At 67.5% G+C, this 26,156-nt stretch carries 31 protein-coding genes and 1 pseudogene; 14 read left to right on the top strand and 18 right to left on the bottom strand.

The features are described from left to right. A pseudogene (locus tag Q0W90_RS12050) lies at positions 1 to 93 on the top strand (transcriptional regulator NrdR); the annotation flags it as partial. Positions 94 to 372: 279 nt separating this feature from the next. Beyond that, positions 373 to 858: a peroxynitrite isomerase gene (locus Q0W90_RS12045; RefSeq protein ID WP_297599671.1), complete on the top strand. Its 486-nt coding sequence runs from the start codon at positions 373 to 375 to the stop codon at positions 856 to 858. Positions 859 to 883: 25 nt separating this feature from the next. Here the strand turns inward: Q0W90_RS12045 and Q0W90_RS12040 are convergent, their stop codons facing one another. From Q0W90_RS12040 to Q0W90_RS12030, 3 genes are all read right to left on the bottom strand, one after another. Next, positions 884 to 1,570 (bottom strand): PhzF family phenazine biosynthesis protein, encoded by a 687-nt coding sequence (locus tag Q0W90_RS12040; RefSeq protein ID WP_297599670.1) that lies wholly within the window; start codon positions 1,568 to 1,570, stop codon positions 884 to 886. A 47-nt stretch (positions 1,571 to 1,617) separates the two neighbouring features. Continuing rightward, positions 1,618 to 2,649: an alpha/beta hydrolase gene (locus Q0W90_RS12035; protein ID WP_297599668.1), complete on the bottom strand. Its 1,032-nt coding sequence runs from the start codon at positions 2,647 to 2,649 to the stop codon at positions 1,618 to 1,620. Between the two features lie 61 nt (positions 2,650 to 2,710). Further along, positions 2,711 to 3,682, bottom strand: a complete 972-nt coding sequence (locus tag Q0W90_RS12030; protein ID WP_297599666.1) for a PAC2 family protein — start codon at positions 3,680 to 3,682, stop codon at positions 2,711 to 2,713. 225 nt (positions 3,683 to 3,907) lie between these two features. On the opposite strand from Q0W90_RS12030, the gene Q0W90_RS12025 reads away from it, so the two are divergent. Then, positions 3,908 to 4,744: a trypsin-like peptidase domain-containing protein gene (locus tag Q0W90_RS12025; RefSeq protein WP_297599664.1), complete on the top strand. Its 837-nt coding sequence runs from the start codon at positions 3,908 to 3,910 to the stop codon at positions 4,742 to 4,744. A gap of 51 nt (positions 4,745 to 4,795) precedes the next feature. Here the strand turns inward: Q0W90_RS12025 and sthA are convergent, their stop codons facing one another. Continuing rightward, entirely contained in the window at positions 4,796 to 6,211 is a 1,416-nt protein-coding gene (gene sthA / locus Q0W90_RS12020; RefSeq protein WP_297697461.1) for a Si-specific NAD(P)(+) transhydrogenase, read from the bottom strand. Between the two features lie 112 nt (positions 6,212 to 6,323). Between sthA and Q0W90_RS12015 the strand changes: the two genes are divergently transcribed. Next, positions 6,324 to 7,385 (top strand): DUF4192 domain-containing protein, encoded by a 1,062-nt coding sequence (locus tag Q0W90_RS12015; protein ID WP_297774671.1) that lies wholly within the window; start codon positions 6,324 to 6,326, stop codon positions 7,383 to 7,385. 19 nt (positions 7,386 to 7,404) lie between these two features. Here the strand turns inward: Q0W90_RS12015 and Q0W90_RS12010 are convergent, their stop codons facing one another. The 3 genes from Q0W90_RS12010 to Q0W90_RS12000 all read right to left on the bottom strand — a co-directional run bounded on the left by Q0W90_RS12010 (position 7,405) and on the right by Q0W90_RS12000 (position 9,795). Further along, positions 7,405 to 8,094 carry a metal-dependent transcriptional regulator gene (locus tag Q0W90_RS12010; protein ID WP_297599657.1) on the bottom strand — a complete coding sequence of 230 codons (690 nt, stop codon included), beginning with the start codon at positions 8,092 to 8,094 and terminating at the stop codon, positions 7,405 to 7,407. Positions 8,095 to 8,223: 129 nt separating this feature from the next. Beyond that, positions 8,224 to 9,213: a sigma-70 family RNA polymerase sigma factor SigB gene (sigB, locus tag Q0W90_RS12005; protein WP_297599655.1), complete on the bottom strand. Its 990-nt coding sequence runs from the start codon at positions 9,211 to 9,213 to the stop codon at positions 8,224 to 8,226. A 135-nt stretch (positions 9,214 to 9,348) separates the two neighbouring features. Continuing rightward, positions 9,349 to 9,795, bottom strand: coding sequence for a DUF3099 domain-containing protein (locus Q0W90_RS12000; protein WP_297599644.1), 447 nt, complete (start codon positions 9,793 to 9,795; stop codon positions 9,349 to 9,351). A 59-nt stretch (positions 9,796 to 9,854) separates the two neighbouring features. Between Q0W90_RS12000 and Q0W90_RS11995 the strand changes: the two genes are divergently transcribed. Continuing rightward, on the top strand, positions 9,855 to 10,094 hold the full coding sequence (locus tag Q0W90_RS11995) for a DUF3039 domain-containing protein (protein ID WP_297599642.1): 240 nt from the start codon (positions 9,855 to 9,857) through the stop codon (positions 10,092 to 10,094). On the opposite strand, the gene Q0W90_RS11990 is transcribed toward Q0W90_RS11995, so the two are convergent. After that, positions 10,095 to 11,096, bottom strand: coding sequence for a YihY/virulence factor BrkB family protein (locus tag Q0W90_RS11990; protein WP_297599640.1), 1,002 nt, complete (start codon positions 11,094 to 11,096; stop codon positions 10,095 to 10,097). 65 nt (positions 11,097 to 11,161) lie between these two features. Beyond that, complete coding sequence (locus Q0W90_RS11985) at positions 11,162 to 11,347, bottom strand: hypothetical protein (protein ID WP_297599638.1); 186 nt, start codon at positions 11,345 to 11,347, stop codon at positions 11,162 to 11,164. Between the two features lie 123 nt (positions 11,348 to 11,470). Between Q0W90_RS11985 and Q0W90_RS11980 the strand changes: the two genes are divergently transcribed. Then, a complete protein-coding gene (locus tag Q0W90_RS11980; RefSeq protein WP_297599636.1) occupies positions 11,471 to 11,866 on the top strand; it encodes a DUF952 domain-containing protein in 396 nt (131 codons plus the stop codon). Here the strand turns inward: Q0W90_RS11980 and Q0W90_RS11975 are convergent. The 3 genes from Q0W90_RS11975 to ppgK all read right to left on the bottom strand — a co-directional run bounded on the left by Q0W90_RS11975 (position 11,839) and on the right by ppgK (position 14,877). After that, on the bottom strand, positions 11,839 to 12,228 hold the full coding sequence (locus Q0W90_RS11975; protein WP_297697460.1) for a RidA family protein: 390 nt from the start codon (positions 12,226 to 12,228) through the stop codon (positions 11,839 to 11,841). The genes Q0W90_RS11980 and Q0W90_RS11975 overlap by 28 nt on opposite strands. A gap of 133 nt (positions 12,229 to 12,361) precedes the next feature. Then, positions 12,362 to 13,891 carry an RNA polymerase sigma factor gene (locus Q0W90_RS11970; RefSeq protein ID WP_297774667.1) on the bottom strand — a complete coding sequence of 510 codons (1,530 nt, stop codon included), beginning with the start codon at positions 13,889 to 13,891 and terminating at the stop codon, positions 12,362 to 12,364. Positions 13,892 to 14,067: 176 nt separating this feature from the next. Further along, complete coding sequence (ppgK, locus tag Q0W90_RS11965; protein WP_297601755.1) at positions 14,068 to 14,877, bottom strand: polyphosphate--glucose phosphotransferase; 810 nt, start codon at positions 14,875 to 14,877, stop codon at positions 14,068 to 14,070. A gap of 101 nt (positions 14,878 to 14,978) precedes the next feature. Here ppgK and Q0W90_RS11960 point away from each other — a divergent pair, with 101 nt between their 5' ends. Continuing rightward, positions 14,979 to 15,857 carry an inositol monophosphatase family protein gene (locus Q0W90_RS11960; RefSeq protein ID WP_297601758.1) on the top strand — a complete coding sequence of 293 codons (879 nt, stop codon included), beginning with the start codon at positions 14,979 to 14,981 and terminating at the stop codon, positions 15,855 to 15,857. A gap of 5 nt (positions 15,858 to 15,862) precedes the next feature. Here Q0W90_RS11960 and cei read toward each other — a convergent pair whose 3' ends face one another. Then, positions 15,863 to 16,513 carry an envelope integrity protein Cei gene (cei, locus tag Q0W90_RS11955; protein WP_297601768.1) on the bottom strand — a complete coding sequence of 217 codons (651 nt, stop codon included), beginning with the start codon at positions 16,511 to 16,513 and terminating at the stop codon, positions 15,863 to 15,865. 195 nt (positions 16,514 to 16,708) lie between these two features. On the opposite strand from cei, the gene Q0W90_RS11950 reads away from it, so the two are divergent. Then, the gene (locus Q0W90_RS11950; protein WP_008258544.1) at positions 16,709 to 17,011 is read left to right on the top strand and encodes a DUF4193 domain-containing protein; all 303 of its coding nucleotides are present in this window, start codon (positions 16,709 to 16,711) and stop codon (positions 17,009 to 17,011) included. A 9-nt stretch (positions 17,012 to 17,020) separates the two neighbouring features. Here the strand turns inward: Q0W90_RS11950 and Q0W90_RS11945 are convergent, their stop codons facing one another. Then, positions 17,021 to 17,506, bottom strand: a complete 486-nt coding sequence (locus Q0W90_RS11945; protein ID WP_297601791.1) for a DUF3093 domain-containing protein — start codon at positions 17,504 to 17,506, stop codon at positions 17,021 to 17,023. 25 nt (positions 17,507 to 17,531) lie between these two features. Between Q0W90_RS11945 and dut the strand changes: the two genes are divergently transcribed. After that, complete coding sequence (dut, locus tag Q0W90_RS11940) at positions 17,532 to 17,996, top strand: dUTP diphosphatase (RefSeq protein ID WP_297601794.1); 465 nt, start codon at positions 17,532 to 17,534, stop codon at positions 17,994 to 17,996. A gap of 47 nt (positions 17,997 to 18,043) precedes the next feature. Next, positions 18,044 to 18,820, top strand: a complete 777-nt coding sequence (locus Q0W90_RS11935) for a DUF3710 domain-containing protein (protein WP_297601797.1) — start codon at positions 18,044 to 18,046, stop codon at positions 18,818 to 18,820. A 17-nt stretch (positions 18,821 to 18,837) separates the two neighbouring features. Here the strand turns inward: Q0W90_RS11935 and Q0W90_RS11930 are convergent, their stop codons facing one another. Continuing rightward, a complete protein-coding gene (locus tag Q0W90_RS11930; RefSeq protein ID WP_297602204.1) occupies positions 18,838 to 19,539 on the bottom strand; it encodes an alpha/beta hydrolase in 702 nt (233 codons plus the stop codon). A gap of 132 nt (positions 19,540 to 19,671) precedes the next feature. Here Q0W90_RS11930 and Q0W90_RS11925 point away from each other — a divergent pair, with 132 nt between their 5' ends. Next, entirely contained in the window at positions 19,672 to 20,040 is a 369-nt protein-coding gene (locus Q0W90_RS11925; protein WP_003875251.1) for an OB-fold nucleic acid binding domain-containing protein, read from the top strand. A gap of 14 nt (positions 20,041 to 20,054) precedes the next feature. Next, complete coding sequence (locus Q0W90_RS11920) at positions 20,055 to 20,750, top strand: DUF3159 domain-containing protein (protein WP_297602212.1); 696 nt, start codon at positions 20,055 to 20,057, stop codon at positions 20,748 to 20,750. Between the two features lie 75 nt (positions 20,751 to 20,825). On the opposite strand, the gene Q0W90_RS11915 is transcribed toward Q0W90_RS11920, so the two are convergent. Further along, positions 20,826 to 21,482, bottom strand: coding sequence for a TrkA family potassium uptake protein (locus tag Q0W90_RS11915; RefSeq protein ID WP_297602208.1), 657 nt, complete (start codon positions 21,480 to 21,482; stop codon positions 20,826 to 20,828). A gap of 106 nt (positions 21,483 to 21,588) precedes the next feature. Beyond that, positions 21,589 to 22,254, bottom strand: coding sequence for a TrkA family potassium uptake protein (locus Q0W90_RS11910; protein WP_293039997.1), 666 nt, complete (start codon positions 22,252 to 22,254; stop codon positions 21,589 to 21,591). Positions 22,255 to 22,381: 127 nt separating this feature from the next. On the opposite strand from Q0W90_RS11910, the gene Q0W90_RS11905 reads away from it, so the two are divergent. Continuing rightward, the gene (locus Q0W90_RS11905) at positions 22,382 to 24,376 is read left to right on the top strand and encodes an APC family permease (RefSeq protein WP_297597536.1); all 1,995 of its coding nucleotides are present in this window, start codon (positions 22,382 to 22,384) and stop codon (positions 24,374 to 24,376) included. A gap of 50 nt (positions 24,377 to 24,426) precedes the next feature. After that, positions 24,427 to 25,611: a TRAM domain-containing protein gene (locus Q0W90_RS11900; protein WP_297697473.1), complete on the top strand. Its 1,185-nt coding sequence runs from the start codon at positions 24,427 to 24,429 to the stop codon at positions 25,609 to 25,611. Here Q0W90_RS11900 and Q0W90_RS11895 read toward each other — a convergent pair. Beyond that, positions 25,608 to 26,069, bottom strand: coding sequence for a MarR family transcriptional regulator (locus tag Q0W90_RS11895; RefSeq protein ID WP_297597534.1), 462 nt, complete (start codon positions 26,067 to 26,069; stop codon positions 25,608 to 25,610). The two genes, Q0W90_RS11900 and Q0W90_RS11895, sit on opposite strands and share 4 nt — an antisense overlap. Positions 26,070 to 26,156: the final 87 nt, after the last annotated feature.

The raw sequence follows: 26,156 nt of genomic DNA, 5'->3' as shown, positions 1-26,156 counted from the left end.
GCCTCCGTGTATCGCTCCTTTGAGTCGGCGGACGACTTCGAGCGCGAGATTCAGGCGCTTCGTGAGCACCGCGGAGTGGCGACTCCCGGCTGACGGACCTCACCGGGCTGGGTCACGTCACCCCGCTAGGCTCGGGGTCAGTGTCAGGGTGAGGTGCCGCGTGTTGCGGTGGTTGGATCCTGATCACCTGGTGTTTGGCTCATAGGCTCGGTGCCGCCCGTGGGGTTGGTGTTCATGCGTTTTGTCGGCATCAGGTGTGAAGGACCGCCTCAAACGTCGCCTGGCCCGCGTCGTTTTCCACCACCTACACACCGACCACCAAAACCGAACTCAGCCTTGCCAAACGGCGGCGGCTTGACATAGGAGAAACACATGCCCATGGACTTGCATCCCGACCTCGCGGCGTTGGCTCCGCTCCTCGGCACCTGGGTCGGCCAGGGTGCCGGCGAATATCCGACGATCCAGCCCTTCGACTATGTCGAAGAGGTCACATTCGCCCATGTCGGCAAACCGTTTCTGGCCTACACCCAAAAGACCAAGGCGGTAGCCGACGGCAAGCCGTTACACGCCGAGACGGGATACCTGCGCGTGCCGCAGCCGGGCCACCTCGAGTTGGTGCTGGCCCATCCGAGCGGCATCACCGAAATCGAAATCGGTACCTATTCGGTCACCGGCGACCTCATCGAAATGCAGATGTCCACCACAGCCGTCGGCCTGACCCCCACCGCCAAAGAGGTGACGAAACTGGGGCGTTCCTTCCGCATCGACGGCGATGAGCTTTCCTACTCGGTGCAGATGAGTGCGGTTGGACAGCCGCTGCAGCACCACCTCGCCGCGGCGTTGCACCGCCAGCGCTGAGCGTTCGCCGCGGCGCGACGGGTCGTCAGTCCAGATGTCGCACACCGTCGTTGACCACCCGTCCGGCCACCCCGACCCAGCCCTCGGCGCTCCAGGTGGTTTCGATGACGGAGCCGTTGCCCTGGGTGATCCGCAGGTTTTGGCTCAGGTAGTCGGTGATTCGCATCGCGGCCGAACCGGTCGCCTCGTCTTCGGGCACACCGAGGTTGGCGGCGAACATGCGGACACGCAGCGACCCGGTAGCCCGGTCGGTCCAGGCCCATAGGTAGTGGGCCGTGTCGTCGGGAAAGTCGGTCGGGTCGGCGGCGAGAACGTCGTCGGCGGAACCGAATTCGTGCAGGGCGAACTCAGGCGCCCATTCCGCGGGTGCGCTGATGCGGGTGCGGTGTTCGTCGTAGCCCACCTGCACGATGCCCGCCGGTATCTGCAACGTGTTGATCGGTGAACCGTTCTCCCGCAGCCACCACGAGGCGCCGACGGTCGGGTGCCCGGCGAACGGGAGTTGCGTGCGGGGCGTGTAGATGGTGGCGTGCGCGGTCGAGGAGCCCGCGGCCGGAAGGTCAACGAAAACCGTTTCGCTGTAGCCTAATTGGGTTGCTAACCGCTGCCGGTCCCCGACCTGGACCTGGCCGGCATCCACCACGCCGAGCGGATTGCCGAAATTGCCGTCCGAATCGCTGAACACCCGCAACACCGTGACGTCGATACCCATGGCCCGACTGTACGGCCCCGAATCCGGCCGTTTCGATCAAGGTGAAATCAGGTGGCGCTGCGTTCGTCGGACCCCATGGCGTTGAGAACGGCGACGCGGGTGGGGGCCGGGCCGGTGACGGTCTGCTCGCCGCCGCCGGTGCGCAGCAGCGTGCGCAGGGCGGCCTGATCGTATTCGGCGGGGTCGGTGGAGTCGATGAAGCGCTCGACGACATCGATGAAGCGGGCCGGGTCGTCGTGAAAGGGGAAGTGGCCGGAGCCCTCGAAGATTTCCAGGCGCGAACCAGGCATCGCGGCGTGGGCCATCCGCGCGTGCCGGAGCGGGACCACCACATCCTTGGTGCCCCAGACGATCTGCACCGGGATGGCTTCGGTCAAATAGCATCGGTCGAGCATGGTGACGATCTGTCCGCGCCAGTCCACCACCGCCCGCAGCGTTCGGCTGAATGCCGCTGACGCCGTCGGTTCCGGCAGGTCGTCGAGGATCCGCAGCACGTTGGGCAGGTCACGGCCCAGGCCGGTGCTGCCCAGCGCCACGCCCAGGACCCGGCCCACGAGCTGAACCGCCGGCAGTACCAGGGGTAATCGCAGCAACGCGATGGCTTCGCTGCCCATCGGCAGGGAAGCCCACCGCAAGACGAAGTTGACATCCTTCGTCACGCCGCCCGCGCCGACCAGTATCAGCCGCTCCACCAAATGCGGGAACTGGTAGGCGAATTGCATGGCCACACCGCCGCCCAGCGAATGGCCGACGATGGTCACCCGCTCGATATCGAGCACGCTGAGCAGGTCACGCATCCCGTTGGCGTATGCCGCGATCGAGTAGTCGGCGCGCGGTTTGTCAGATTGACCGTGGCCCAGGAGGTCCGGGGCAATAACCGTGAAGCGCTGGGCGAGCTTGGCTTGCACGGTATTCCACGTGGTGGAGTTGTCGCCGATGCCGTGGATCAGCAGAATCGCCGGCCCGGAGCCGGCGATGCGGTACGCGCGCCGGTAACCATGGATGGTGCGAAACTCGAGTGTGGGTGCGGTCACTTCACGCACCGGGCGGAGCCTGTTCTTGCGCTTCCGCTCGGTCATATCGCCAACCTTGCTGTCGGGCCGGGCTAAGGGCGGTGTGGCTAGGGGTTTCGGCTGGGGGTCAGGCCTGGTCGTCGTCGTCGAACTTCTTCTCCGCCTGCTGGGCCAGAAATCGCTCGAACTCTGCGCCTAGCTCGTCGCCACTCGGCAGATCCTCGTCGCGAGCTAGTAACGATCTGTTCTCCTGAGCGTCGATGAAGGCATCGTACTGGCGCTCCAGCGCGGCCACCACCTGGGCGACTTCTGCGCTCGCTTCGACCTGCTCGTCGATCTTGGCCCGAATCACCTCTGCCGCTTCGGTCAACGCCGTCAGAGGTAGCTCCAGCGACGCGGTCTTGGCGACCTGCTCGAGTAACGCCTGGGCGGCGGCCGGGTAATCGGTCTGCGTGAGGTAGTGCGGGACGTGCACGGTGTAGCCGACCACCTCATGGCCATGCTGGCCCATCCGGTATTCCAGCAGGTTGGAGGCGCTGCCGGGGACCTGGATCTCCGAGATCCACGGCTGGAAACTGGCGATCAACTCCGGATTGTTGGAGTGTGCGGTCATGGTGGTCGGCCGCGTGTGCGGAACCGCCATCGGCACGGTGCCCAGGCCGATGGTCTGGCGCACGCCAAGGCGTTCGGCCAGCAGGCGTACGGCGGTAATGAAGCGCTCCCACTTGAGATCCGGTTCCATCCCGGCCAGCAAGAGAAACGGGGTGCCGATGGTGTCGCGCAACGCGTACAGGCTCAGCTCCGGATCGTCATAGTGGGTGAAGTGATCGGTCTTGAAGGTCATCAGCGGCCGTCGTGAGCGGTAGTCCAGCAATTCGTCGATCGCGAAGGACGCGACCAGCTCGGCATCCAGCACCGCCTTGAGATGCGAGGCCGCCAACCGGATGGCGTGACCGGCGTCGGAAAAGCCCTCCAGGGCGTGCACCAACACCGGGCCGCGGCCATCGGACGTCGACAACTGCGGCGCCGGCAGCTCCAGCTCGTACATGCCGGGCTGCCCCGGTTGGTACTGATCACCTGGGTCTTGATGGGGATCCATCTTCGATCGCCTCCTCTCGGGGGTCTCTCCAGGGTGCCCTACCCAGTGTCCCCCGAATCAGGCGGCACCAATATCGAACAGCGAACTCGCCTCCGCGTTACAACTGAAAACGCGATAATTCTCGGGCGTAATCCGGAGAGCACACATCCGGGGCGCCGCCGGTGTGCCAGCAAACCCTGGCGCACCGCGTTGTGCGGAAGTCGGCTCGCTGCCACCCCGTCGGGCATGATGAAGGCGATGCGCATTCGGATCTTGATGCTCTGCTCGGTGGTGGGGGTGGCGATGTCGCTGACGTCGTGTCACCGGCCCGTCGAGCAGGTGTCGGGTGCCCCGGTGTCGGCTCCGCGGGTCGGTGGGCCGGTGCAGCGGCTCAGCCAGCCCGAGCAGCGGGCGGTCGCGGGTCCGATGGACCCGGATCGGCGCATCGGGGCGATCTTCATTGATGGTGGGCCGCTTCACGTTTGCACCGGTTCGGTGGTGCATTCGACGGGCGGGGACCTGATCATGACCGCGGCGCATTGTTTGGCCGGAGCGTCGCTGATCACCTTCGTTCCCGGTTTCGCCGGCGACGCCGCGCCGGCGCCGACTGATGTGTGGAAGGCGGACGCGGTCTACCTCGATCCGCGCTGGACCGCCAGCAAGGATCCGCACGCCGACTACGCGATCGCGCGGGTCAGCAACGACACCGGTGCCGACGTCGAGTCACGTGTCGGTTTGGCGCTGACGCTGGGTGTGACGCCGCCGCCGGGCAGTCGCGTCACCGTGCTGGGGTATCCGGTCGGCGTCGGTGGGTCACCCATCGGGTGTCAGGGCAGCACATCGGTCAGCGACAGCGGGTTCCCCGCGCTGGCGTGCGAGGGGCTGGTGGACGGCACCAGCGGCGCGCCATGGGTCAGCGGTACCACGCTCATCGGGCTGATCGGCGGTCTCGAGCGCGGTGGCTGCGCCGCGGACATGTCGTATTCGGCGCCGTTCGACGCGCAAACCGCCGACCTGCTGGCCCGCGCCGAAGGCGGTGGGCCGGGCGACCCGATCCCCAACGACCTCCAAGACGCCTGTTAGTGGCGATCGTCAGCGCGGCGTAGCCGGGCGCAGCGGGTCGCCACCATCGGGTTAGCGGCGGAACTGGTCGAGCGCCCGCACTTTGTTCATCACGTCGAGCGCCGCCACCTTGTAGGCCTCGGAAAACGTCGGGTAGTTGAACACCGCATCCACCAGGTACTCCACCGTGCCCCCGCACCCCATCACGGCCTGCCCGATGTGCACCATCTCGGTCGCGCTGGTGCCGAAGATGTGCACGCCGAGCAGCTTGAGGTCCTCGGTGGACACCAGCAGCTTGAGCATCCCGTAGGAGTCCCCGGCGATCTGGCCGCGTGCCAGCTCCCGGTACCGCGCCACCCCGACCTCATAGGGGATCGAGTTCTTGGTGAGCTCCACCTCGGTGGCGCCGACGTAGGAGACCTCGGGGATCGAATAAATGCCGATCGGCTGCAGCTCGGTGATGCCGTCGCACGCTTCCCCGAACGCGTGGTAGGCGGCCAGCCGCCCCTGCTCCATCGAGGTCGCGGCCAGCGCCGGGAAACCGATCACGTCCCCGACGGCGTAGATGTGGGGCACCTTGGTCTGAAAATTATCGTCAACGAAAATTCGACCCCGGTTGTCGGCCTCCAGCTCGGCGTTGTGCAGGTCGAGATGGTCGGTCTGGCCCTGCCGTCCGGCCGAATACATCACCGTCTCAGCGGGAATCTGCTTGCCGCTGGCCAAGGTGGTGACGGTGCCCGCCGAGCCGACGTCGACCGCGGTCACCTCCTCACCGAAGCGGAACGTCACCGCCAGGTCGCGCAGGTGGAACTTCAGGGCCTCGACCACCTCGGGGTCGCAGAACTCCAGCATGTCGTCGCGCTTTTCCACCACGGTGACCTTGGTGCCCAGCGCGGCGAACATCGAGGCGTACTCGATGCCGATCACGCCCGCGCCGACGACCACCATGGAGGTGGGCAGTGTCTTGAGATCGAGGATCCCGTCGGAGTCGAGCACGCGCTCTTCGTCGAACTCCACGCCGGAGGGCCGCGCCGGCCGGGTGCCGGTGGCGACGACGATGTATTTGCCGCTGATGGTGATCTTTTCGCGGCGCGAGGGGTCTTCGACCTCGATGGTGTGTGCGTCGACGAATCGCGCGTGGCCGATCAGCAGGTCGATGCGGTTGCGCATCAACTGGTTGCGCACCACGTCCACTTCCTTGCCGATCACATGCTGGGTGCGCGCCAGCAGATCGGCCGGGGTGATCTTCTCTTTCACCCGATAGCTCGCGCCGTAGAGTTCGCGTTGGCTCATCCCGGTGAGGTAAAGGACCGCTTCGCGCAACGTCTTTGACGGGATGGTGCCGGTCTGGACGCACACGCCGCCGATCATCTGGCCGCGTTCGACGATGGCGACCGACTTGCCCAGCTTGGCGGAGGCGATGGCGGCCTTCTGCCCGCCGGGCCCCGAACCGATGACCACCATGTCGTACTCTTGCGCCGAGCTCATGGGCTAAACAGTAGAGCAGCACAACTCACAGTGCCGGGTTCATCCACAGGTCCGCTGCCGCGCCGGCGCGCGCGAGCCCGGTTGACGGTGGCGGCCGTCAGCGTTGGTGTTCATGACCACGCATCCACAACCCGACTTCGAGCTTTCCCGCCCCGGCGCGCTCATCGCCGCGCTGCCCGCCGTTCTCGGCTTCATTCCCGAAAACTCATTGGTATTAGTGTCTTTGGACGGTCGACAGCTCGGGTCGGTGATGCGCGTCGACCTCTCCCAGGAGTTGCCCGGCCGGGTCGGTCATTTGGCGGAGGTCGCTGCGGCCGCCCGGCCCGAGGCCGTCATCGCGGTGATCGTCGACGCGGACGGCGCGCACTGTCCCAGCTGCAACGAGGAGTACCGGCAGCTGTGTAAGGCGCTCGCAGAGTCCTTGTCGCAGCACGACATTGAGCTGTGGGATAGCCACGTGGTCGACCGGGTTGCCCTCGGCGGGCGCTGGCATTGCGTCGAGGGCTGCGGGTCGAGTGGCCTTGTCGAGGATCCCTCGGCGTCGCCGCTGGCCGCCGCGGCCGTGCTGGAGGGCAGGCGGCTCTACCCGCGCCGCGCCGACCTGCAGGCGGTCATCGCGCCCGACGACCCGAAACGCAGCGCCGCGTTGGCCGGCGCGGTCAGGCGGCAGGCCACCCGGCGCCGGGCGGCGCATCGCGCGGATCCGGTCCGCTGCACCCGCGGCGACGTGGAGAACGCGATGGCGGCCGCCGCCCGGGTCGCCTCCGACGAATCGCTGTCCGACGCCGAGCTGGCGGCGCTGGGTTGCGCGCTGAGCGACCCGCAGGTGCGCGATATCCTGTACGCACTCGCCGTCGGCGAGGGAGCCGACGAGGTCGAAACGCTGTGGGCGATACTGGCGCGCACGTTGCCGCCGCCGTGGCGGGTCGAGGCGCTGGTTCTGCTCGCGTTCAGCGCGTATGCCCGCGGCGACGGTCCGCTGGCCGGGGTGTCGCTGCAGGAGGCGCTGCGTTGCGAGCCCGACCATCGCATGGCGGGCATGCTGGACACCGCTTTGCAGTCGGGTCTGCGGCCCGAGGACATCCGGGATCTCGCGCTCACCGGGTACCGGCTGGCCAAACGGTTCGGGGTGCGGCTGCCGCCGCGGCGGCCATTCGGCCGCAGGGCCGGCTAGCCGGGGGCAGCGGCGTGGGTCAGACCTTTTCGACCTTGACCGCGTGGGCCATCTCGTGCGGCAGGGTGACGTTCTCGTGGCCCGGGATGACGATGGTCACCCCGGCGGGCCCCGTCTCGACGGTCACGCGCGCGTTGGGGACGACGCCGGCATCCTTGAGGCGGGTGATCAGATCGGTGTCGCCTTGGACGTGTTCGGTCAACTGCCGGACGACCACGGCCACCGGGGAACCGGGGGGCAGTTCGGTCAGCCGGACGAGGTTGGCCTCCTCGCCACCGGACTCGGGGCCCACGCCCAGATCCAGAAGCCCGGGGATCGGGTTGCCGAACGGTGACGTGGTCGGGTGGTTGAGCACCTTCACCAATCGCCGCTCGACCTCTTCGCTCATCACGTGCTCCCAGCGACACGCCTCGGCGTGCACTTCTTCCCAGGGCACCCCGATGACGTCGACCAGCAATCGTTCGGCGAGCCGATGCTTGCGCATGACGGCCACGGCCAGCGCCCGGCCCTTGTCGGTGAGCTCGAGGTGGCGGTCACCGGCCACGTGGAGTAGCCCGTCGCGCTCCATGCGGGACACGGTTTGGCTGACAGTCGGCCCGCTCTGATCGAGGCGTTCGGCGATTCGGGCACGTAGCGGGGTCACGCCCTCTTCTTCGAGGTCGTAGATGGTCCGCAGGTACATCTCGGTGGTGTCAACCAGGTCGTTCATTCAGCACCTTCCATCGACGCTGAGTCTACTTGGCCAGCTGCATGAATGGGTGCAACGCCTCCCAGGCAAGCAGTATGCCCGCCGCTGACGCGGCGGGCATACCGTCTGCTACCTAGCTTGTGTGAGTCGTTAGCTCGCGTACGACCGTAGCCTGTCGGCGCGCTCCCCGTTGCGGAGTTTGGACATTACGTCCCGCTCGATTTGGCGAACCCGCTCACGGGACAGCCCGAAGAGCTTGCCGATCTGGTCCAGCGTGCGGGGCTGGCCGTCATCGAGGCCGAACCGCAACCGGATCACCTGGTGCTCGCGCTCGTCGAGGGTGGCCAGCACGCTGCGAATGTCGGTGTGCAGCAGCTCCGCGATCACCGCGTTCTCGGCCGACATCGCTTCGGCGTCCTCGATGAAGTCGCCCAGCGGGGCTTCCTCCTCCGAGCCAACCGGCATGTCCAGGCTTACCGGATCGCGGCTGTGCTCCAGCAGGTCGTTGATCTTGTCCACCGGGATGCCCGATTCGGCGGCCAGTTCGTCGTCGGTGGCCTCGCGTCCGAGGTTCTGGTGCATCTCCCGCTTGATCCGCGCCAGCTTGTTGACCTGCTCCACCAGGTGGACGGGCAGCCGGATGGTGCGGCTCTGGTCGGCCATGCCGCGAGTGATGGCCTGACGGATCCACCACGTGGCGTAGGTCGAGAACTTGAATCCCTTTGTGTAGTCAAACTTTTCCATCGCGCGGATCAGTCCGAGATTGCCCTCCTGGATCAGGTCCAGCAGCGGCATGCCGCGACCTGTGTACCGCTTGGCCAGCGACACCACCAGGCGCAGGTTCGCTTCCAGCAGGTGACGCCGCGCTGCTTTACCGTCGCGCACCACGGCCTCTAGATCGCGTTTACGGTTCTCCCCGAGGCGCTTACGCGTTTCGAGCAGGTGGCCGGCATAGAGCCCGGCTTCGATGCGCTTTGCGAGTTCAACTTCCCCTGCCGCATTGAGCAACGCCGTCTTACCGATGCCGTTCAGATATACGCGCACTAGATCCGCCGCGGGGCTTTGAGCATCCAGATCGCCGTCAAATCTGCTCGTGCTGGCGTTCGCCATAGCGACCTCCCGTTCGGCTTGTACTGTCATCGACTTCAACGACCGATCAGGTTTCAGAGTTCCCGGCGGTCCGCCATCTCACACGTCTTGACGTGCAGAAATGTGCCGCCGACCTGAGAATGTCCTGAGAAGTGCGCGACGACGGCACTTCAGCGCCAACGACGGCTAGTCGTGGTCGATCCCGCCCCGCGCGTCAGGTGGAGACCCCGGTTGGGGGTGTCGCGGAGGCTCGAGCGCCGGACGTTCGGCGCGGGGGAAAAGGGGAGTGCGCTGGCGGGCATTGTCGAACCGGCGGGGCTCGTCGGGGCGGCGCGGCGGTCGGTCGTTGGCGATCAGCACGGCCATCCAGGGCAGGGGGATTGACAGCGCCACGATCGCCAGCGAAATCAGGCCGTTGTGCCAGGCGCCGTAGGCGAGGGCGGCGAGGATGAGCGCCGGAATCCGGAAAGCCATCAGGGTCAGGTATTTACGGACCCGCGCGCGATGTTGCTCCTCATACGAGGGCTCGGCGGCGGTGATGAGTACTGGCCGGTTTTTGGTGCCGTCGAAGTCATCGAAGCTGCCGTCGAACCCCGAGTCGGAGCCGTGCTTCATTTCTCCACTGTCCCACACCCGGCCGATTCCGTCTCGGCCGGTTTTGGGGAGGTACCGGGCAGTGCACAATATGAGGTATGCAGACCCAGACGATCGAACGCACCGAGACCGACGAACGCGTCGACGACGGGACCGGCAGCGATACGCCCAAATATTTTCATTACGTCAAGAAGGACAAGATCGCCGAGAGCGCGGTGATGGGCAACTACGTCGTGGCGTTGTGCGGCGAGGTCTTCCCCGTCACCAAGGCGGCGAAGCCGGGCTCACCGGTCTGCCCGGACTGCAAGCAGATCTACGACCGGATGAAGAAGGGCTGATCAGGCGGGCGGCTCGGCCGCCGCGGCATCGCGTTGCTGCGTTGCGGGATTCGCTATCGGGCTGGCCAGCGTTTCCACCGTCCGCTTCAACGCGGGCGAACGAGAGAACAACCAGCTGCGCAGCCGGTGGGCGTGCGTTTTGGGTGCGGGGAATTCCTCCTGGATGGCGGCATTGAGTTCGGCGCCGAGCATGATCGCGAAACCACCGAAGAATGCGAACAACAGGAAGGCGATCGGGGTGGAGAGCGCGCCGTACGTGTAACCGGTGCTGGTGATCCACCTCAAGTAGAACCGCAGGCCCAGCGTGGCGGTGACGAAGACGGTGGTCGCCAGCATCGCGCCGAGGATCAGCCGGTGCGACGGCAGCGGTTCCGGCAGGGCGACCCGGTACAGGATCATCACGCCGATCGTCAGGCCGATGATCAGCGCCGGGTAGTAGCCGTAGCGGAGCACGTTGGACAGGCCCAGCGGGATGTGTTGTTCCACCGTGCGCGGGCCCACGACCACCAGGGGCGCCGTCGCCACGACGACCACCAGCATCACGACGTAGAGAAACAGCGCGAAGAAGCGCTGGCGCACCGGATGGCGCAACGGCGTCTGGTCATGCGCCTCGACCACGGAGTCGACGAACGCCGAGATGGCCGACGACCCCGCCCACAGCGAGATGATGAAACCCAACGACACCACCTCACCACGGGCGTTGTTGGCGATGTCATGGACGGTCGGCTCGATGATCTCGTTGACCACGCTGGGGGAGAACACGCTGTGCGCGGTCGAAATCAGTTGCCGCAGGATGTTGGGCAGCATGTCCGGGCCGAACACCGGCGCCACGTAGGTCATGGTGCCCAACATCCCAAGCAGCAACGGCGGTAGGGACAACGCCGACCAAAAACCCGCCTGAGCCGACTCCGAAAAGATGGAGTCGTCCCAACTCTTGGAAAGAGCCCTCAGGGTGATTCGCCAGATGTGGTGGCGCGACGGTTTTGCGGCCTGATCGCTCATACCAGTCCAGCATTACCGAAGATCGCGCGGACTGCCCACATTGGCGACGGGCAAGTTCGCGCGGCTTAGCTTTCGCTGGCCTCCAGCACGGCGTCCAGCTCGGTCAGCTTGGCCCCATGCTCGTTGGCGTGGTGCTGGCAGAAGAGAAGCTCGAGGCCTGAACGCAGCTTGGCGCGTACCCGAGCCGCGGCACCGCAGCGGTCGCAGCGGTCGGCCCGTGTCAGTTCCGGACTCGTCAGAGTTGCATTCATGGCCTCTCCGTTCTCGTACATTCACTTTCTCAGACGTACGGCGTTTTCGCCCTGTTCCCCGATCGTTATCGGGTGTGTCGTTTCTCACGACCAGGTCAGGTTTGGTTTAGGCGGTTCTCTAGGGTGGCGGTGGTGACCTTCGCTCCCGACGTGCTGGTGCACCTGTGCGGGGCCGAGCAGTGGGCGACGGCCCGCCGCGGGGGCGCCATAGGCCCCGCCGACGGTGCCGACTTCGTCCACCTGTCCAGGCCCGATCAGGTCCACCTGCCGGCCAACCGGCTCTACCGGGGTCGTGATGACCTGGTGCTGTTGCACCTCGACCCGGCCCGGCTTGGCGCGCCGGTGCGCTGGGAGTCAGGAGTAACAACCGATCCGGAGTCGATGTTGTTCCCGCACCTGTACGGGCCGCTGCCGGTGTCCGCGGTAATCCGGGTCACGGCCTATCCGCCGGCCGCCGACGGCAGCTTCCCGCCGATCACCCCGGTCGTGGCTCAGGATCCGCCCGGGCCCTCGACGTAGGCGTCAGCCTCGATCTCCACCAGCAACTCGGGTGCGATCAGCGCCGAGACCTCGACCATGGTGGCCGCGGGACGTATCGCGCCGAACACATCCTCGTGTACGGCTGCCACCTCGCGCCAGCGCGAGATGTCGGTGACGTAGATGCGGGTGCGCACCACGTCGGTGAGCGCCGCGTCGGCTTGCTGCAGTGCAATTTCGATGCGGCGCAGGGCATCTCGTGCCTGCGCGGCGATGTCATCGGCGGGCCCCGCGCCGGTCGTCCCGGCCACCGACACATGCGGACCGACCCGCACCGCGCGCGAGTAACCGATCACCGATTCGAAGGTGGACTCGGAAAGGACCACTTTGCGGCTTGCTGACATGCGCCTCACCGTACGACGGGGAGGCCGCGGGCGCAGCCGAATTTTGCCGCCGCGGCGGCTGTTTGGCCCGCCCGCGTTCAGCGTGCCGCGAACAGCTTGCGCACCAACCGTTCTCGCGAACGACAGGCCTCGCTCAGTCGAGGTAGTCCCGCAGCACCTGGGAGCGGCTGGGGTGACGCAGCTTTGACATCGTCTTGGATTCGATCTGGCGGATGCGCTCGCGGGTCACCCCGTAAACCTGCCCGATCTCGTCCAGGGTCCGGGGCTGGCCGTCGGTGAGCCCGAAGCGCAGCCGCACCACGCCGGCCTCGCGCTCGGAGAGCGTCTCGAGCACCGACTGCAGCTGGTCTTGCAGCAGCGTGAACGACACCGCGTCGACGGCCACCACGGCTTCGCTGTCTTCGATGAAATCGCCCAGCTGGCTGTCGCCCTCGTCGCCGATGGTCTGGTCCAGCGAGATCGGCTCGCGAGCGTATTGCTGGATCTCGAGCACCTTTTCGGGCGTGATGTCCATTTCCTTGGCCAGCTCTTCGGGCGTGGGCTCGCGGCCCAAATCCTGCAGCAGCTCACGCTGGATGCGGCCCAGCTTGTTGATCACCTCGACCATGTGCACCGGGATGCGGATGGTGCGGGCCTGGTCGGCCATGGCGCGGGTGATGGCCTGACGGATCCACCACGTCGCGTAGGTGGAGAACTTGTAGCCCTTGGTGTAGTCGAACTTCTCGACCGCTCGGATCAGGCCCAGGTTGCCTTCCTGGATCAGGTCGAGGAACGCCATCCCGCGGCCGGTGTAGCGCTTGGCCAGCGACACCACCAGCCGCAGGTTGGCCTCCAGCAGATGGTTCTTCGCGCGGTCGCCGTCGCGGCAGATCCACGTCATGTCGCGGCGCTGGGCGGCGGGCAGCTTGTCGCCGCGGTCGGCGTGCTCGGTCATCAGCTGGGTCGCGTACAGGCCGGCCTCGATGCGCTTGGCCAGCTCGACCTCTTCCTCGGCGTTGAGCAGCGCGACCTTGCCGATCTGCTTCAGGTACGCGCGAACCGAGTCGGCGGAGGCGGTGAGTTCGGCGTCCTTGCGGGCCTGGCGCAGCGCCTCGGATTCGTCCTCGTCCCAGACGAAATCGCCGGAGGCTTTGTCCTTTTCGGTGGGCTCGGCGATTTCGTCGTCCTCGTCGGCGGGGGCGGTCTCGGCGGCGGCCGCGGGCGCGGCCGCCGCCTCGTCGTCACCGGCGTCGGGGTCGCCCGACGCGGCCTCGGAGACATCGCCCTCGGTCGCCACGTCTTCCTCGAGGTCGTCGAGGACGAGATCGCTGTCGATGTCGAGGTCTTCGCCGGGCTCAGCCTCGAGATCGGGTTCGTTATCGAGATCTTCGACGGCTCCGTCGGAATCGAGGGCGTCGGGATCCGCGGGCCCGCCTTTGGCCGCTTTGGTCCCGCGCCCCGACGCCGCCTTGGCGTCGGCTCCCTTGCGGGTCTTCTTGGTCGGATCGTCGGCCGCGGCGGCCTCGGACTTGGTGGACCGCGACGTTGTCTTGGCGGCCCGTTTGGCGGGCGCGGAGCCGTTGGCGGCCTTAGCCGCGGGGCGCTTGGCGGGGGACGACGGAGACTTCGTGGCGGTGCGTTTCACCGGCCCATCGGTTGCCGGGCTTGCTTTGGTCGCTGCCACTTACACCCCTTCGTTTGGGCTCACTTCCGGTGGGTATTGGGCATGGTTAACCGAAAGTGTCTGCTATGTCGATGTCGGCGTTGGTATCAGCGTGAGTAGGTGCACGCTATCGGTTGGGCGTTCGCCGAGCACCATTGTAACGACAGTGCGGTGTACTACAGCTCTGCCCGGCAAATTCAGTGGGTCACGTCCGAGGTGGCGGCCATGGCCGCGCCGACGATCCCGGCGGTGTTGAGCAGGGCGGCGGCCACCACCGGGGTGCGGTTCTCGAGAAGCGGCAGCCATTTGTCGGCCTTGCGGCTGATGCCGCCCCCGGCGATGAACAGATCCGGCCACATCGCGTTCTCGATGCTCACCAGCACCCTGGTCACCTCTTTGGCCCATTTTTCGTAGGACCAGCCCTTCTTTTCCTTCACCGAGGACGCCGCTCGTTGCTCGGCTTCCTTGCCGCCGACCTCCAGGTGCCCGAACTCGGTGTTGGGTATCAGCGTGCCGTTGTGGATGACCGCGGAGCCGATCCCCGTGCCGAAGGTCAGCAAGATCACCAGGCCCGACTGGCTTCTGCCCGCCCCGTAGTGCTCCTCGGCCAGCCCGGCCGCGTCGGCATCGTTGAGGACCGTCACGTCCTGACCGTCCAGCTCGGCGCTGATGATGTCGTGTGCGTTGGCGCCGATCCAAGATTTGTCCACGTTGGCCGCGGTCTGCACGACGCCGTGCGTGACGACCCCGGGGTAGGTCACCCCGAGGGGTCCGGTCCATCCGAATTCGTCGACTACCGCAGCGATGGTCTTGGCGACCGCCGAGGGCGTCGCCGGTTGCGGGGTCAGCAGCTTGACCCGCTCGCCGATCAGCAACCCGGTGTCCATGTCGACGATCCCGCCCTTGATGCCGCTGCCACCGACGTCGATCCCGAAGCCGCGACGCTGCGGCGTGCCGTCGCCCGGTGCGGTGCCGGGCGGGTCCGTGGTCGAGTCGGTGCTGGTCATCGAATCTCCTCGGCGTGACTGGGCTGTCCGCTCACCTTAACGCCGCGGCGCCGCGGCCTGTGGCGTCTGCGCGGCGGTGGCGACTGTGATGCGATAGAGCGGTGATCCAATCCGATGACGAGCTCGCGCGGCTGCGCTCAGTGGCCGAAACCCTGGCCACCGAGGCCGCCGCGTTCGTGCGGCGTCGGCGCTCCGAGGTTTTCGGTGCCGAGGCGGCCGGCGTGAGAGCCCCGGAGAGCGGCGCGGTGCGAACCAAGAGCACCCCAACCGACCCGGTGACCGTGGTCGATACCGAGACCGAGCGGCTGCTGCGGGACCGGTTGGCCCAATTACGGCCTGGCGACCCCATTCTCGGCGAGGAGGGCGGCGGGCCTACCGACCCGTCGGGCACGCCGGCCGGATCGGTCACCTGGGTGCTCGATCCCATCGACGGCACGGTGAATTTCGTTTACGGCGTCCCCGCCTACGCGGTGTCGGTGGGGGTCCAGCTCAACGGCGAATCGGTGGCCGGGGCGGTCGCCGACGTCGTCGGTCACCGGGTGTACTCGGCGGCCACCGGCCTCGGTGCGCACGTCACCGACGGCCACGGAACCCAGCCGTTGCAGTGCTCCGCCGTCGAGGACGTGTCGATGGCGTTGCTGGGCACCGGTTTCGGTTATTCACGGCAGCGCCGCGCGGCGCAGGCGGCGTTGTTGGCGCGGATGCTGCCGGTGGTCCGCGATGTTCGCCGCATCGGCTCGGCGGCGCTGGATCTGTGCATGGTCGCCTCGGGCCGGCTGGATGCCTACTACGAGCACGGCCTGAAGGTATGGGACCGCGCGGCGGGTGCGCTGATCGCGGCCGAGGCGGGAGCCCGGGTGGTGGTGCCGGCGCCCGACGCCCCCGGGGCCGGGCTGGTGCTGGCCGCCGCGCCCGGGATCGCCGACGAGCTGCTGGCCGTCCTGGAGCGCTTCAACGGCCTGGATCCGATCCTGGATTGACCGCCTCAGCAGCTGCTGGCGTGAATCTTGGCGAGCAGTGTGGGATCTGACGGCTCGCTGGCGCCGGGGCGCAGGGTGGCGAGCACGGCGTCGATGTCGTCGTTGTGGGCCAACGCGCTGAAGTCGGTTCCCAAGGACAGGTCGACGGAGTCGTCGGCGCGGCTGTCGTTGAACAGTTCCATGCACGGCGCCACCAGCCACACCGCCGCGGCGGTGGCCTGTCCGGCGGTGCCGAAACGGATTTGGCCCTGGCAGGCCAGCCGGGTACCCGCATAGAGGGGGTCGTTGGCGGCGGTCGGCTGCGCGAAGCCGAGGTCTTTCATCGCCCCGGCGACATCGCCGGCCTGTCCGCCCCGGCCGCTGGCGTTGAGGACGCGGACTTTGGTGTCGGCGAGTTTGGTGGGCGTGACGTCCATCATGGCGCTGCGCGACACCTGCTCACCGAGCTGGGCCGGCGCCGAACCGGTCGACTGCGGCGGAAGGTTGCACACCACCGCCTCATGCACCTTGGCGGGCCGCGTCAACGCCACGGTCCAGATCACGCCCGTGGCCACTGCGAGGAAAATCACCACCACGATCGCGGGCCGGGGGTTGCGCCGTCGGAAGGGCCGACCGTGCTTGTCAAAGGCTGTACCCTCGGTGATTTGTGTGACCACAGCTGCACTTTAGCGGCAGGGTGAACCCACTGTTCAGAAGCGAGCACAAGGGTCAAAATGGGGGTGTGACGTAAATCACACCTTAATGGGCCGCGATCCGGGCACGAATCATTTGGTGGATGCGTTCGACGCTGGTACAAAGCGATGCTTGAGATTTACGCGGGCATGTAGAGGCAATAGGGCAGGGGAAGAGATATGCCTACCGACTATGACGCTCCACGGCGCACCGAAACTGACGATGTTTCGGAGGACTCGCTGGAGGAGCTCAAAGCGCGACGCAACGAGGCGGCTTCTGCCGTCGTCGACGTCGACGAATCTGAGTCCGCTGAGAACTTTGAACTGCCCGGCGCGGATCTGTCCGGTGAAGAACTCTCGGTTCGCGTCGTTCCGAAGCAGGCTGACGAGTTCACCTGCTCGAGTTGCTTTCTCGTGCAGCACCGCAGTCGGCTGGCCAGCGAGAAGAACGGCGTGATGATCTGCACCGACTGCGCGGCCTGATAACTGCGCTCACCGTGTCAGGGCCGACAGCACCCGTTCGGGATGACGGCAGCTCACCAGCCAGTACGGCGTCGGGTCGTCCGGGTCGTCGAGGACGACCAGGATCATCGGCGCCACCCATGCCCTGTGCAGGACGTAGGCCGCCGGGTCGAGTTGGCGCCCCAGGGCGGCGGATTTGGCCGAGGGCGCTATCTGCGCGGACCGGGCGATCGCGGTGACCGGCAGGTGCGCGTGGCCCGCCCACAGTTCCACGTCCCCCGGCACGGCCGGGTTGGCGGTGACCCGGACCTCGATGCGGCCCAGCCACAACAACGCCGCGGCCGCCACCGCGAACAGTGCTGCGTATGGCCACCACGAGGACTGCCGGGTGACGCCCATGTTGAACTCGAAAGCGATGATGCCCGCCAGTGCGATGGCCGGTGGCCACCACCACCACGGAACCCACAATCGTTCGCGATACCGCACGTTGTGCGGCGCGACGCGCGTATCGGACACGCAGTCAAGGGTAGTCTGTGGCCCCGTGTCGACCAGTCTGGCCATCGTGCGCCTTGACCCCGAGCTTCCGCTGCCCGGCCGTGCCCACGAAGGCGACGCCGGGATCGATCTCTACAGCGCCCAGGACGTGAAACTGGAGCCTGGGCGGCGCGCCCTGGTGCGCACGGGCGTGGCAGTCGCCATCCCGTTCGGGATGGTCGGCCTGGTGCATCCGCGATCGGGATTGGCTGCGCGCGTTGGACTTTCGATCGTCAACAGCCCGGGTACCATCGACGCGGGCTACCGCGGCGAGATCAAGGTCGCGCTGATCAACCTTGATCCGGCCGAGCCGATCGTCGTGCACCGGGGCGACCGCATCGCCCAACTGTTGGTGCAGCGAGTCGAGTTGGTGGAGCTGGTCGAGGTGTCGTCGTTCGACGAGGCCGGCCTGGCCGACACGTCCCGTGGCGACGGTGGTCACGGTTCCTCCGGCGGACATGCGAGTCTGTGATGTGCCGGCGACGATGCGGGGCGAAGCGATGAGGAGGGGCGGCGCTGATGGCTGCATTCGGTAAACGCACACCCAAAGACGACGACGCCTCCGCCGCCGGCACACCGGCGGCCGACGAGGTCGCGGTCCACGGCGCAGGCGACCAGGCTCCCGAAGAACTCGAGGGCCCGTTCGACATCGAGGACTTCGACGACCCCGCCGTCGCGGAGCTGGCCCGGCTCGATCTGGGCTCGGTGCTGATTCCCATGCCCGAGGCCGGTCAGCTGCAGGTCGAGCTGACCGAAACCGGTGTCCCGAGCGCGGTCTGGGTCGTCACGCCCAACGGTCGTTTCACCATCGCGGCCTATGCGGCGCCCAAAACCGGCGGCCTGTGGCGCGAAGTGGCCGGCGAACTTGCCGAATCGCTGCGCAACGACTCGGCCCAGGTCAGCATCAAGGACGGGCCGTGGGGGCGGGAAGTGGTCGGCACCGCCACCGGCGTGGTGCGGTTCATCGGCGTCGACGGATACCGCTGGATGATCCGCTGCGTGATCAACGGCGCCCACGAGACGATGGAGGCGCTGGAGCTGGAAGCGCGAGCGGCGTTGGCGGACACCGTGGTTCGGCGCGGTGATACACCCCTTCCGGTCCGCACTCCGCTGGCCGTGCAGTTGCCCGAGCCGATGGCGCAGCAGCTGCGGGAAGCCGCCGAGGCGCAACAAGCCGCACAACAAGGCGATGCGCAGCAAGCCGAGCAGCAACCGGCGCCCTCCAACGAGCCGGCCGCACGGCGCAGCGCCGACGGGTCGGCCATGCAACAGCTGCGCACCACCACCGGCGGCTGACACACAGGCAGTACCGTCTAGCTCAGCTCGGCCAGGGCCGTCAGGCAGGCCGCGCCCAGGGCGGCGGGATCCGCCCCGATCTGATCCAGCGTCACCGTCCGCAGCGCCGCGCGCGGCGCGGCGGCGACCCAGTCGACACCGGCCTGCAGCGGATGAATCGGGTCGTCGACCGCGGCCGCCACCGCCAGCGGCGCGGCCAGCCCGCCCAGCTCGTCGCAGCTCGGCGCGATGTAGGCGGCCGCCTCGTCCATGGCGTCGGGCAGGTGCGGCCACTGGGCGCCCCACGAACGGGTCAGCTCGTCGGCCAGCCACGGCGGGCTGGACGCCCGCATCTGGGTGGTCGTCACCGCCAAGCCGTCGGCGCGCAACTGCGCGGCCGAATGCCGCGCCGCGAGGGCCGCCGGCGCCGCGCCGGGGGCCCCGGCCCAGGCCGGCAGGGCGGCCAACACCGCGACCGTCCGGTCCGGATGGGCCAGCGCCCAGGCCGCCGCCACCGCCGCGCCGATCGACACGCCGCCGACCGCGACCGGCCCTTCTCGCGCCGCGGCATCCAGCGCCGCCAGGTAGCCCTCGATCAACCGGTCGGGTCGCGGCGGCGGGGTCACCAGCACCGCGCCCACCTCGCCGATCGGGCGGGAAAACGCCCGGTGAACGTAGTCGTCGTCGGAGCCGGTTCCGGGCAACAACACCGTCGTGACACCACTCAGATCGACAGCCACCCCTCGATACTGCCGGGCGTTCACCCACCCTCCAACACCGGTGTTTGAGTGGGTTGGCGCTGGGGAACCAAGAGGTCTACGGTGTCCGTTGGCATAGAGGAAGCATCGAAGCTTTTATCGTCAGGAGTGGCCATGGGGGCCCAAGGGTATCTGCGCCGGCTCACCCGCCGGTTGACGGAGGATCCGGAGCAACGAGACTCTGAGGAACTGTCCGACGAAGTCGCCAGCACCGGTGCACAACGGGCTATCGACTGCGAGCGTGGCCAGGAGGTCACGATGGTCGGCACGCTGCGCAGCGTGGAGTGCAACGGCAGGGCCTGCGCCGGCGGGGTGCGCGCCGAATTGTTCGACGGCAGCGACACCGTCACGCTCGTGTGGCTGGGCCAGCGACGCATCCCGGGCATCGACTCGGGCCGCACCCTGCGGGTGCGGGGCCGCCTCGGCAAGCTCGAGAACGGAACCAAGGCGATTTACAACCCGCACTACGAAATTCAGCGGTGACGGTCCCCGAAGACTTGGGTGGGGCAGCCGCGTCGGCCCGGGATCCGGGCTCATCGGAACAGACCGCTAGTCGCATCAGCCCCGAGCGCCTGCTGGCGCAGGCGGGCGGGGTCAGTGGTGTCATCTATTCGTCGCTTCCGGTGGTCGTCTTCGTGGTCGCCTCGAGCGTGTCGGGGCTGGTTCCCGCAATCGCGGCCGCGTTGGGGGTGGCCGCGCTGGTCTTGCTGTGGCGGCTGGTCCGACGGGATTCCCCGCAGCCGGCGTTCTCCGGGTTCTTCGGCGTCGCGCTGTGCGCGCTGATCGCCTACGTGCTGGGGGAGTCCAAGGGCTACTTCCTGCTGGGCATCTGGATGTCCTTGGTGTGGGCGGTGGTGGTCGCCGCGTCGGTGGCGATCCGCCGGCCGCTGGTCGGCTACGCGTGGAGCTGGGCCACCGGGCGGGGAGACGGCTGGCGCGGCGTGCCCCGGGCCGTCCTTGCGTTCGACGTCGCGTCGCTCGGCTGGGTGCTGGTGTTCGCCGCCCGCTTCGTGGTTCAGGGGCTGCTCTACGACGCCGATCGGACCGGGTGGCTGGCGGCGGCGCGGATCGGGATGGGCTGGCCGCTGACCGTGCTGGCCGCGCTGGCAACCTACGCGGCGATCAAATCGGCGCGACGGGCCATGGCGGCGAGCGCCGGGGTCGAGATGGAACCCCGTACCGTCCGCGACTAGCCCGATGGTGGCGACCCGCTGCGCCCGGCTACGCCGCGCTGGCGATCGCCCCTGGTCCGATGGTGGTGATCGCCCCTAGCCCAGCAGCAGCTTCTGCAGGTCCTCTTCCGCCTCGGCGATGGCGACGAACAGCAGCTCGTCGCCGCCTTCCAGCGGCTCGTCCTCCTCGGGCACGATGACCCGCGGGCCACGCAGGATCGTCACCAGCGAGGTGTCCCGCGGCAGCTGCAGCTTGCGCACCGGCTTGCCCCCCCAGGGCGTGTCATCGGGCAGGGTGATCTCGACGAGGTTGGCCTGCCCCTTGCGGAATTCCATGAGTCGCACCAGATCGCCGACGGCGACGGCCTCTTCGATGAGCGAGGCCAGCATGCGCGGTGTCGACACCGCGACGTCGACGCCCCACGCGTCGGTAAACAGCCATTCGTTGCGCGGGTCGTTGACCCGGGCCACCACCCGCGGCACCGCGAATTCGGTTTTGGCCAAGAGGCTAAGTACGACGTTGGCCTTGTCATCGCCGGTGGCGGCCACCACCACATCGAACTCCTGCATCTGCACCGATTCCAGCAGGCTCAACTCGCAGGCGTCGCCCAGGCGCCAGTGCGCGGCCGGGATGGCGTCGACGTCGACGTGGTCGGGGTTGCGCTCGATCAGCGTCACGTCGTGACCGTTGCCGATGAGTTCCCGAGTGACGGAGCGACCGACCGCGCCGGCGCCGGCAACCGCTACCTTCATGTGCGCCGCTCCTCGACCCCGGCCGGAGAACGACGCAAGCCGGCTTCTTCGTCGTCGGCGGTCGTCATCTGCGCCGTCCCCTCCAATAGCCGGTCACTCGAATTCATCACAGGTCTTCGCTCGGTGGTAGCGCGGCGATGGCCACCGCCTCGGCGGCGCGGCCCGATATCGCCGCGACATAAACCTGGTCGCCGGCCTGGATCACCGATTTCGGCTCGGGCAACACGCCGGCCCCGAATCGGATCAGGAACGCGACGCGGGCGCCGGTGGCCTGTTCGAGATCGGTGACCCGGTGCCCGATCCAATCCTCGTGCAGGACCACCTCGGCGACGGCGACCGTGCCGGTCGGATCGCGCCACTTGGCCGTCTCGGTCTCGCGCAGCAGGGCATTGAGCAGGCGGTCGGTAGTCCAGGGCACGGTCGCGATGGTGGGTATGCCCAGGCGTTCGTAGACCTCGGCGCGTTTGGCGTCGTAGATGCGGGCCACGACTCGCTTGACGCCGAATGTCTCCCGCGCGAGTCGCGCCGAGATGATGTTGGAGTTGTCGCCGGAGGACACCGCGGCGAACGCGTCCGCCTCTTCGATGCCGGCCCTCAGCAGTACATCTCGGTCGAACCCCTGGCCCAGGACCCGCTCGCCGGCGTATTCCGGGCTGAGCCGGTTGAAGGCGGTGCTGTCGCGGTCGATGACCGCTACGTCGTGACCGATGCGGGATAGCCCGTCGGCGACCGAGGAGCCGACGCGCCCGCAGCCCATCACTACTACTCGCACTTGTGGTCCTCTCGGCCGCGTCTTGCGCCCTTCGTCGGCAACGCACGTCGGCAAGCCGTTTCGGTCGGCGAACATTCTCGTCCACGAACGCTACCGTCAAACCCGTCTGCGCTTACTCTTGGCTCTCGTGTCCAAACTTTCAACCGCCACTCGTCGGTTGCTTATCGGCCGGCCGTTTCGCAGCGACCGACTGAGCCACACGCTGCTGCCCAAGCGGATCGCCTTGCCGGTATTCGCCTCCGACGCGTTGTCCTCGGTGGCCTATGCGCCCGAGGAGGTCTTCTTGATGCTCTCGGTTGCCGGGCTGTCGGCGTACGCGCTGACGCCGTGGATCGGGCTCGCGGTGGCCGCGGTCATGTTGGTGGTGGTGGCCAGCTACCGGCAAAACGTCCACGCCTATCCGTCCGGCGGCGGCGACTACGAGGTGGTCACCACCAATCTCGGCGAGACCGCGGGGCTCGTCGTGGCCAGCGCCCTGATGGTGGATTACGTTCTGACCGTGGCCGTTTCGACGGCGTCGGCGATGGCGAACATCGGGTCGGCCATCCCGATCGTGGCCGAACACAAGGTGTTCTTCTGCGTGGTCTCCATTCTGGTGGTGATGGCGCTGAACCTGCGTGGGGTCCGCGAATCCGGGGTGGCCTTCGCCATCCCGACCTATGCGTTCATCGTCGGTGTCCTCGTCATGATCGGCTGGGGTCTGTTCCGGATCTTCGTGCTGGGCGATCCGTTGCGGGCGGAGTCCGCCGGTTTCCAGATGCATGCCGCGCACGGCCAGGTCGTCGGTTTCGCCCTGGCGTTCTTGGTCGCGCGGTCGTTCTCCTCGGGGTGCGCGGCGCTCACGGGTGTCGAGGCGATCAGCAACGGGGTGCCGGCGTTTCAGAAACCCAAGTCACGCAACGCGGCGACGACCCTGCTGATGCTGGGCGTGATCGCGGTGACCCTGCTGATGGGCATCGTCGTGCTGGCCGAGAAGATCGGGGTTCAGCTCGTCGAGGATCCCGCGACGCAACTGAGCGGGACGCCGCAGGGCTACTACCAAAAGACGCTGGTCGCCCAGCTGGCGCAAGCGGTGTTCGGCAGCTTCCACCTCGGCTTCCTGCTGATCGCGACGGTGACCGCACTCATCCTGGTGCTGGCGGCCAACACCGCGTTCAACGGGTTCCCGGTGCTCGGTTCGATCCTCGCGCAGCACAGCTACCTTCCGCGCCAATTGCACACCCGCGGAGACCGGTTGGCGTTCTCCAACGGAATCCTGTTCCTGTCCGGGGTCGCGGTGCTGGCGATCGTGGCGTTCCGCGGCGAGGTCACCGCGTTGATCCAGCTCTACATCGTCGGCGTGTTCATCTCGTTCACGCTGAGCCAGATCGGCATGGTGCGGCACTGGACCCGGTTGTTGCGCACCGAGACCGATCCGCAGGTGCGGCGCAAGATGATGCGCTCACGGGTGGTCAATACGGTCGGATTGCTCTCCACCGGCACGGTTTTGCTGGTGGTCCTGGTCACCAAGTTCGTCGCCGGGGCGTGGATCGCCCTGTTCGCGATGAGCTTGCTGTTCGGAATCATGAAGATGATTCACCGGCACTACAACACCGTGAACCACGAATTGGCGCGACAGGCCGCGGACGAGGAGGACGTGGCGTTGCCCAGCCGCAATCACGCCGTGGTGCTGGTGTCGAAGTTGCACCTGCCGACGCTGCGCGCACTGGCCTACGCCAGGGCCACGCGGCCCGACGTTCTCGAGGCCGTGACGGTCAGCGTCGACGACGCGGAAACCCGCGAGCTGGTGCAGAAGTGGGAGGAAAGCGATATCAGCGTTCCGCTCAAGGTCATTGCCTCGCCGTATCGCGAAATCACCCGCCCCGTACTGGAATACGTCAAGCGGGCCAGGGAAGAGTCACCGCGTACCGTGGTCACGGTGTTCATCCCGGAGTATGTGGTGGGTCATTGGTGGGAGCAGGTGCTGCACAACCAGAGCGCGCTCCGGCTCAAGGGCCGGCTGCTGTTCATGCCCGGAGTCATGGTGACTTCGGTTCCGTGGCAATTGAGTTCGTCGGAACGGCGCAAGACGCTGCAGCCGCACGTGGCGCCGGGCGACACCCGTCGGGGAATCTTCGATTGACCCGCGAATCGACCCGTGCACCGCGCGGCGCTTCGCCGCCGGCGGGGGAGCTGACCTTGATCACCGGTGCGCCGGCCAACGGCGGCAGCTGCGTGGCGCACCACGAAGGCCGGGTGGTGTTCGTCCGGTACGCGCTACCCGGTGAGCGGGTGCGTGTCCGGGTTACCGCGGACCGCGGATCGTATTGGCACGCAGAGGTTATCGAGGTCATCGAGCCGGCGGACGGCCGTACCGCGTCGCTGTGCCCGATCGCCGGGGTCGACGGTGCCGGCTGCTGCGACCTGGCGTTCGCCGTCCCCGAGGTGGCCCGCGCGCTCAAGGCCGAAGTCGTGTCCAATCAGCTGGAGCGCCTCGGTGGGCATCGCTGGAGCGGCGAGGCCGAACCGCTGTCGGGTTCCGGACCGACGGGCTGGCGCACCCGCGTTCGCCTCGACGTGGGGGCCGACCGTCGCCCGGGCTTTCACCGCTATCACAGCGACGATTTGGTGACCGACCTGCGCTGCGCGCAGCTGCCGGTCGGCATGCTCGACGGCATCGCCGAGACCGAGTGGCCCATGGGCGCCCAGCTGCACGTGGCCCTCGACGATGACGGCGCGCGCCATGTGGTGCGCACCCTGCGGCAAGGCAAGCGGACCGCGACCAAGGTGATCCAGGGCCGCTACGAGGCGGTCCAGCGAGTGGCGGGGCGCAGCTGGCAGGTGCCGGTGACGGCCTTCTGGCAGGCGCACCGCGACGCCGCGGCCACCTACAGCGATCTGGTCGCCGACTGGGCGGCCGCCGGCTCCGGCATGAGCGCCTGGGATCTCTACGGTGGCGCAGGCGTTTTCGCCGCGGTGCTCGGCGCGGCCGTGGGGCCCTCCGGACGGGTGTTGAGCGTGGACACCTCGCGCGCGTCGACGCGGGCCGCTCGGGCCGCCCTGGCCGATCTGACCCAGGTGCAGATCGTCACCGACTCGGTGCGGCGCGCGCTGACGGCGCATGAGGGAAGCGCCTCAAGAGCGGATGTGGCGGTGCTGGACCCGCCGCGGGCGGGCGCCGGACGTGAGATCATCGATCTGCTGAGTGCCGCCGGCGTCCCGCGTGTGGTGCACATCGGTTGTGAGGCAGCATCTTTCGCGCGCGATATCGGGATCTACCTCGGTCACGGCTACGCCGTCGAGAAGATCAGGGTGTTCGACGCGTTCCCGCTGACCCATCACGCCGAATCCGTCGCGCTGCTGACCCGGCCCGCCTAGCCGGGTGAGCGCTGCCGCCAGCGTTCGAGCATCGCCGGGATCTCGTCGAGCATGAAGGCGTAGAAGTCGCGCATCCGCGTGAGTCGTTGCCCGGCAACGCTGTCCGATCCGGTCGCGGTGATCCCGGCCTCGGCCGCGGTCTGCATGGCCGATATCACAATGTTCTGGTTGGTGAAAAGCGTTGCCCACGCGTCGTCGCGCAGCCGGTAGTGATCCCGCCTGCTGCCGGGGGCGGGCGCCCGCTCGGCCAGCCCCACGGAGGTGAGCATTTTGAGCGCGCCCGAGATCGCACCCGAGCTGGCCTGCAGCCGCTCGGCCAACTCGCCCATCGTCATGCTGGCCTGCTCGGTGAACAGCAAGGTGGCCAGCACCCGGGCGGTCATGCGCTGCAGCCCGTGGTTGACGAGTACGAGTGCGAGCTGTTCGGCCGCATCGCGTTGATCCCCGCGTTCGGTCACTCGCACCTCCTCTTCCTCATCGAACACTAACAGAAAGTCGGTAAGTTCCGAATCTTCAATAATTATTGAATATTGGGTAGGCTCGCT

The organism is Mycobacterium sp. (genome assembly GCF_025933915.1).
In the GTDB taxonomy this organism is placed as follows: Bacteria; Actinomycetota; Actinomycetes; order Mycobacteriales; family Mycobacteriaceae; genus Mycobacterium.
The sequence above is the reverse complement of the archived record's forward strand: the minus strand, read 5'-3'. Positions and strand labels throughout refer to the sequence as shown.

Excerpts from the sequence above, each read along its gene's own strand:
- Q0W90_RS12045 (WP_297599671.1), top strand. The coding sequence starts at position 373 with ATGCCCATGGACTTGCATCCCGACCTCGCGGCGTTGGCTCCGCTCCTC.
- Q0W90_RS12040 (WP_297599670.1), bottom strand. The coding sequence starts at position 1,570 with ATGGGTATCGACGTCACGGTGTTGCGGGTGTTCAGCGATTCGGACGGC.
- Q0W90_RS12035 (WP_297599668.1), bottom strand. The coding sequence starts at position 2,649 with ATGACCGAGCGGAAGCGCAAGAACAGGCTCCGCCCGGTGCGTGAAGTG.
- Q0W90_RS12030 (WP_297599666.1), bottom strand. The coding sequence starts at position 3,682 with ATGGATCCCCATCAAGACCCAGGTGATCAGTACCAACCGGGGCAGCCC.
- Q0W90_RS12025 (WP_297599664.1), top strand. The coding sequence starts at position 3,908 with ATGATGAAGGCGATGCGCATTCGGATCTTGATGCTCTGCTCGGTGGTG.
- sthA (WP_297697461.1), bottom strand. The coding sequence starts at position 6,211 with ATGAGCTCGGCGCAAGAGTACGACATGGTGGTCATCGGTTCGGGGCCC.
- Q0W90_RS12015 (WP_297774671.1), top strand. The coding sequence starts at position 6,324 with ATGACCACGCATCCACAACCCGACTTCGAGCTTTCCCGCCCCGGCGCG.
- Q0W90_RS12010 (WP_297599657.1), bottom strand. The coding sequence starts at position 8,094 with ATGAACGACCTGGTTGACACCACCGAGATGTACCTGCGGACCATCTAC.
- sigB (WP_297599655.1), bottom strand. The coding sequence starts at position 9,213 with ATGACAGTACAAGCCGAACGGGAGGTCGCTATGGCGAACGCCAGCACG.
- Q0W90_RS11995 (WP_297599642.1), top strand. The coding sequence starts at position 9,855 with ATGCAGACCCAGACGATCGAACGCACCGAGACCGACGAACGCGTCGAC.
- Q0W90_RS11990 (WP_297599640.1), bottom strand. The coding sequence starts at position 11,096 with ATGAGCGATCAGGCCGCAAAACCGTCGCGCCACCACATCTGGCGAATC.
- Q0W90_RS11985 (WP_297599638.1), bottom strand. The coding sequence starts at position 11,347 with ATGAATGCAACTCTGACGAGTCCGGAACTGACACGGGCCGACCGCTGC.
- Q0W90_RS11975 (WP_297697460.1), bottom strand. The coding sequence starts at position 12,228 with ATGTCAGCAAGCCGCAAAGTGGTCCTTTCCGAGTCCACCTTCGAATCG.
- ppgK (WP_297601755.1), bottom strand. The coding sequence starts at position 14,877 with ATGACCAGCACCGACTCGACCACGGACCCGCCCGGCACCGCACCGGGC.
- Q0W90_RS11950 (WP_008258544.1), top strand. The coding sequence starts at position 16,709 with ATGCCTACCGACTATGACGCTCCACGGCGCACCGAAACTGACGATGTT.
- Q0W90_RS11935 (WP_297601797.1), top strand. The coding sequence starts at position 18,044 with ATGGCTGCATTCGGTAAACGCACACCCAAAGACGACGACGCCTCCGCC.
- Q0W90_RS11925 (WP_003875251.1), top strand. The coding sequence starts at position 19,672 with ATGGGGGCCCAAGGGTATCTGCGCCGGCTCACCCGCCGGTTGACGGAG.
- Q0W90_RS11915 (WP_297602208.1), bottom strand. The coding sequence starts at position 21,482 with ATGAAGGTAGCGGTTGCCGGCGCCGGCGCGGTCGGTCGCTCCGTCACT.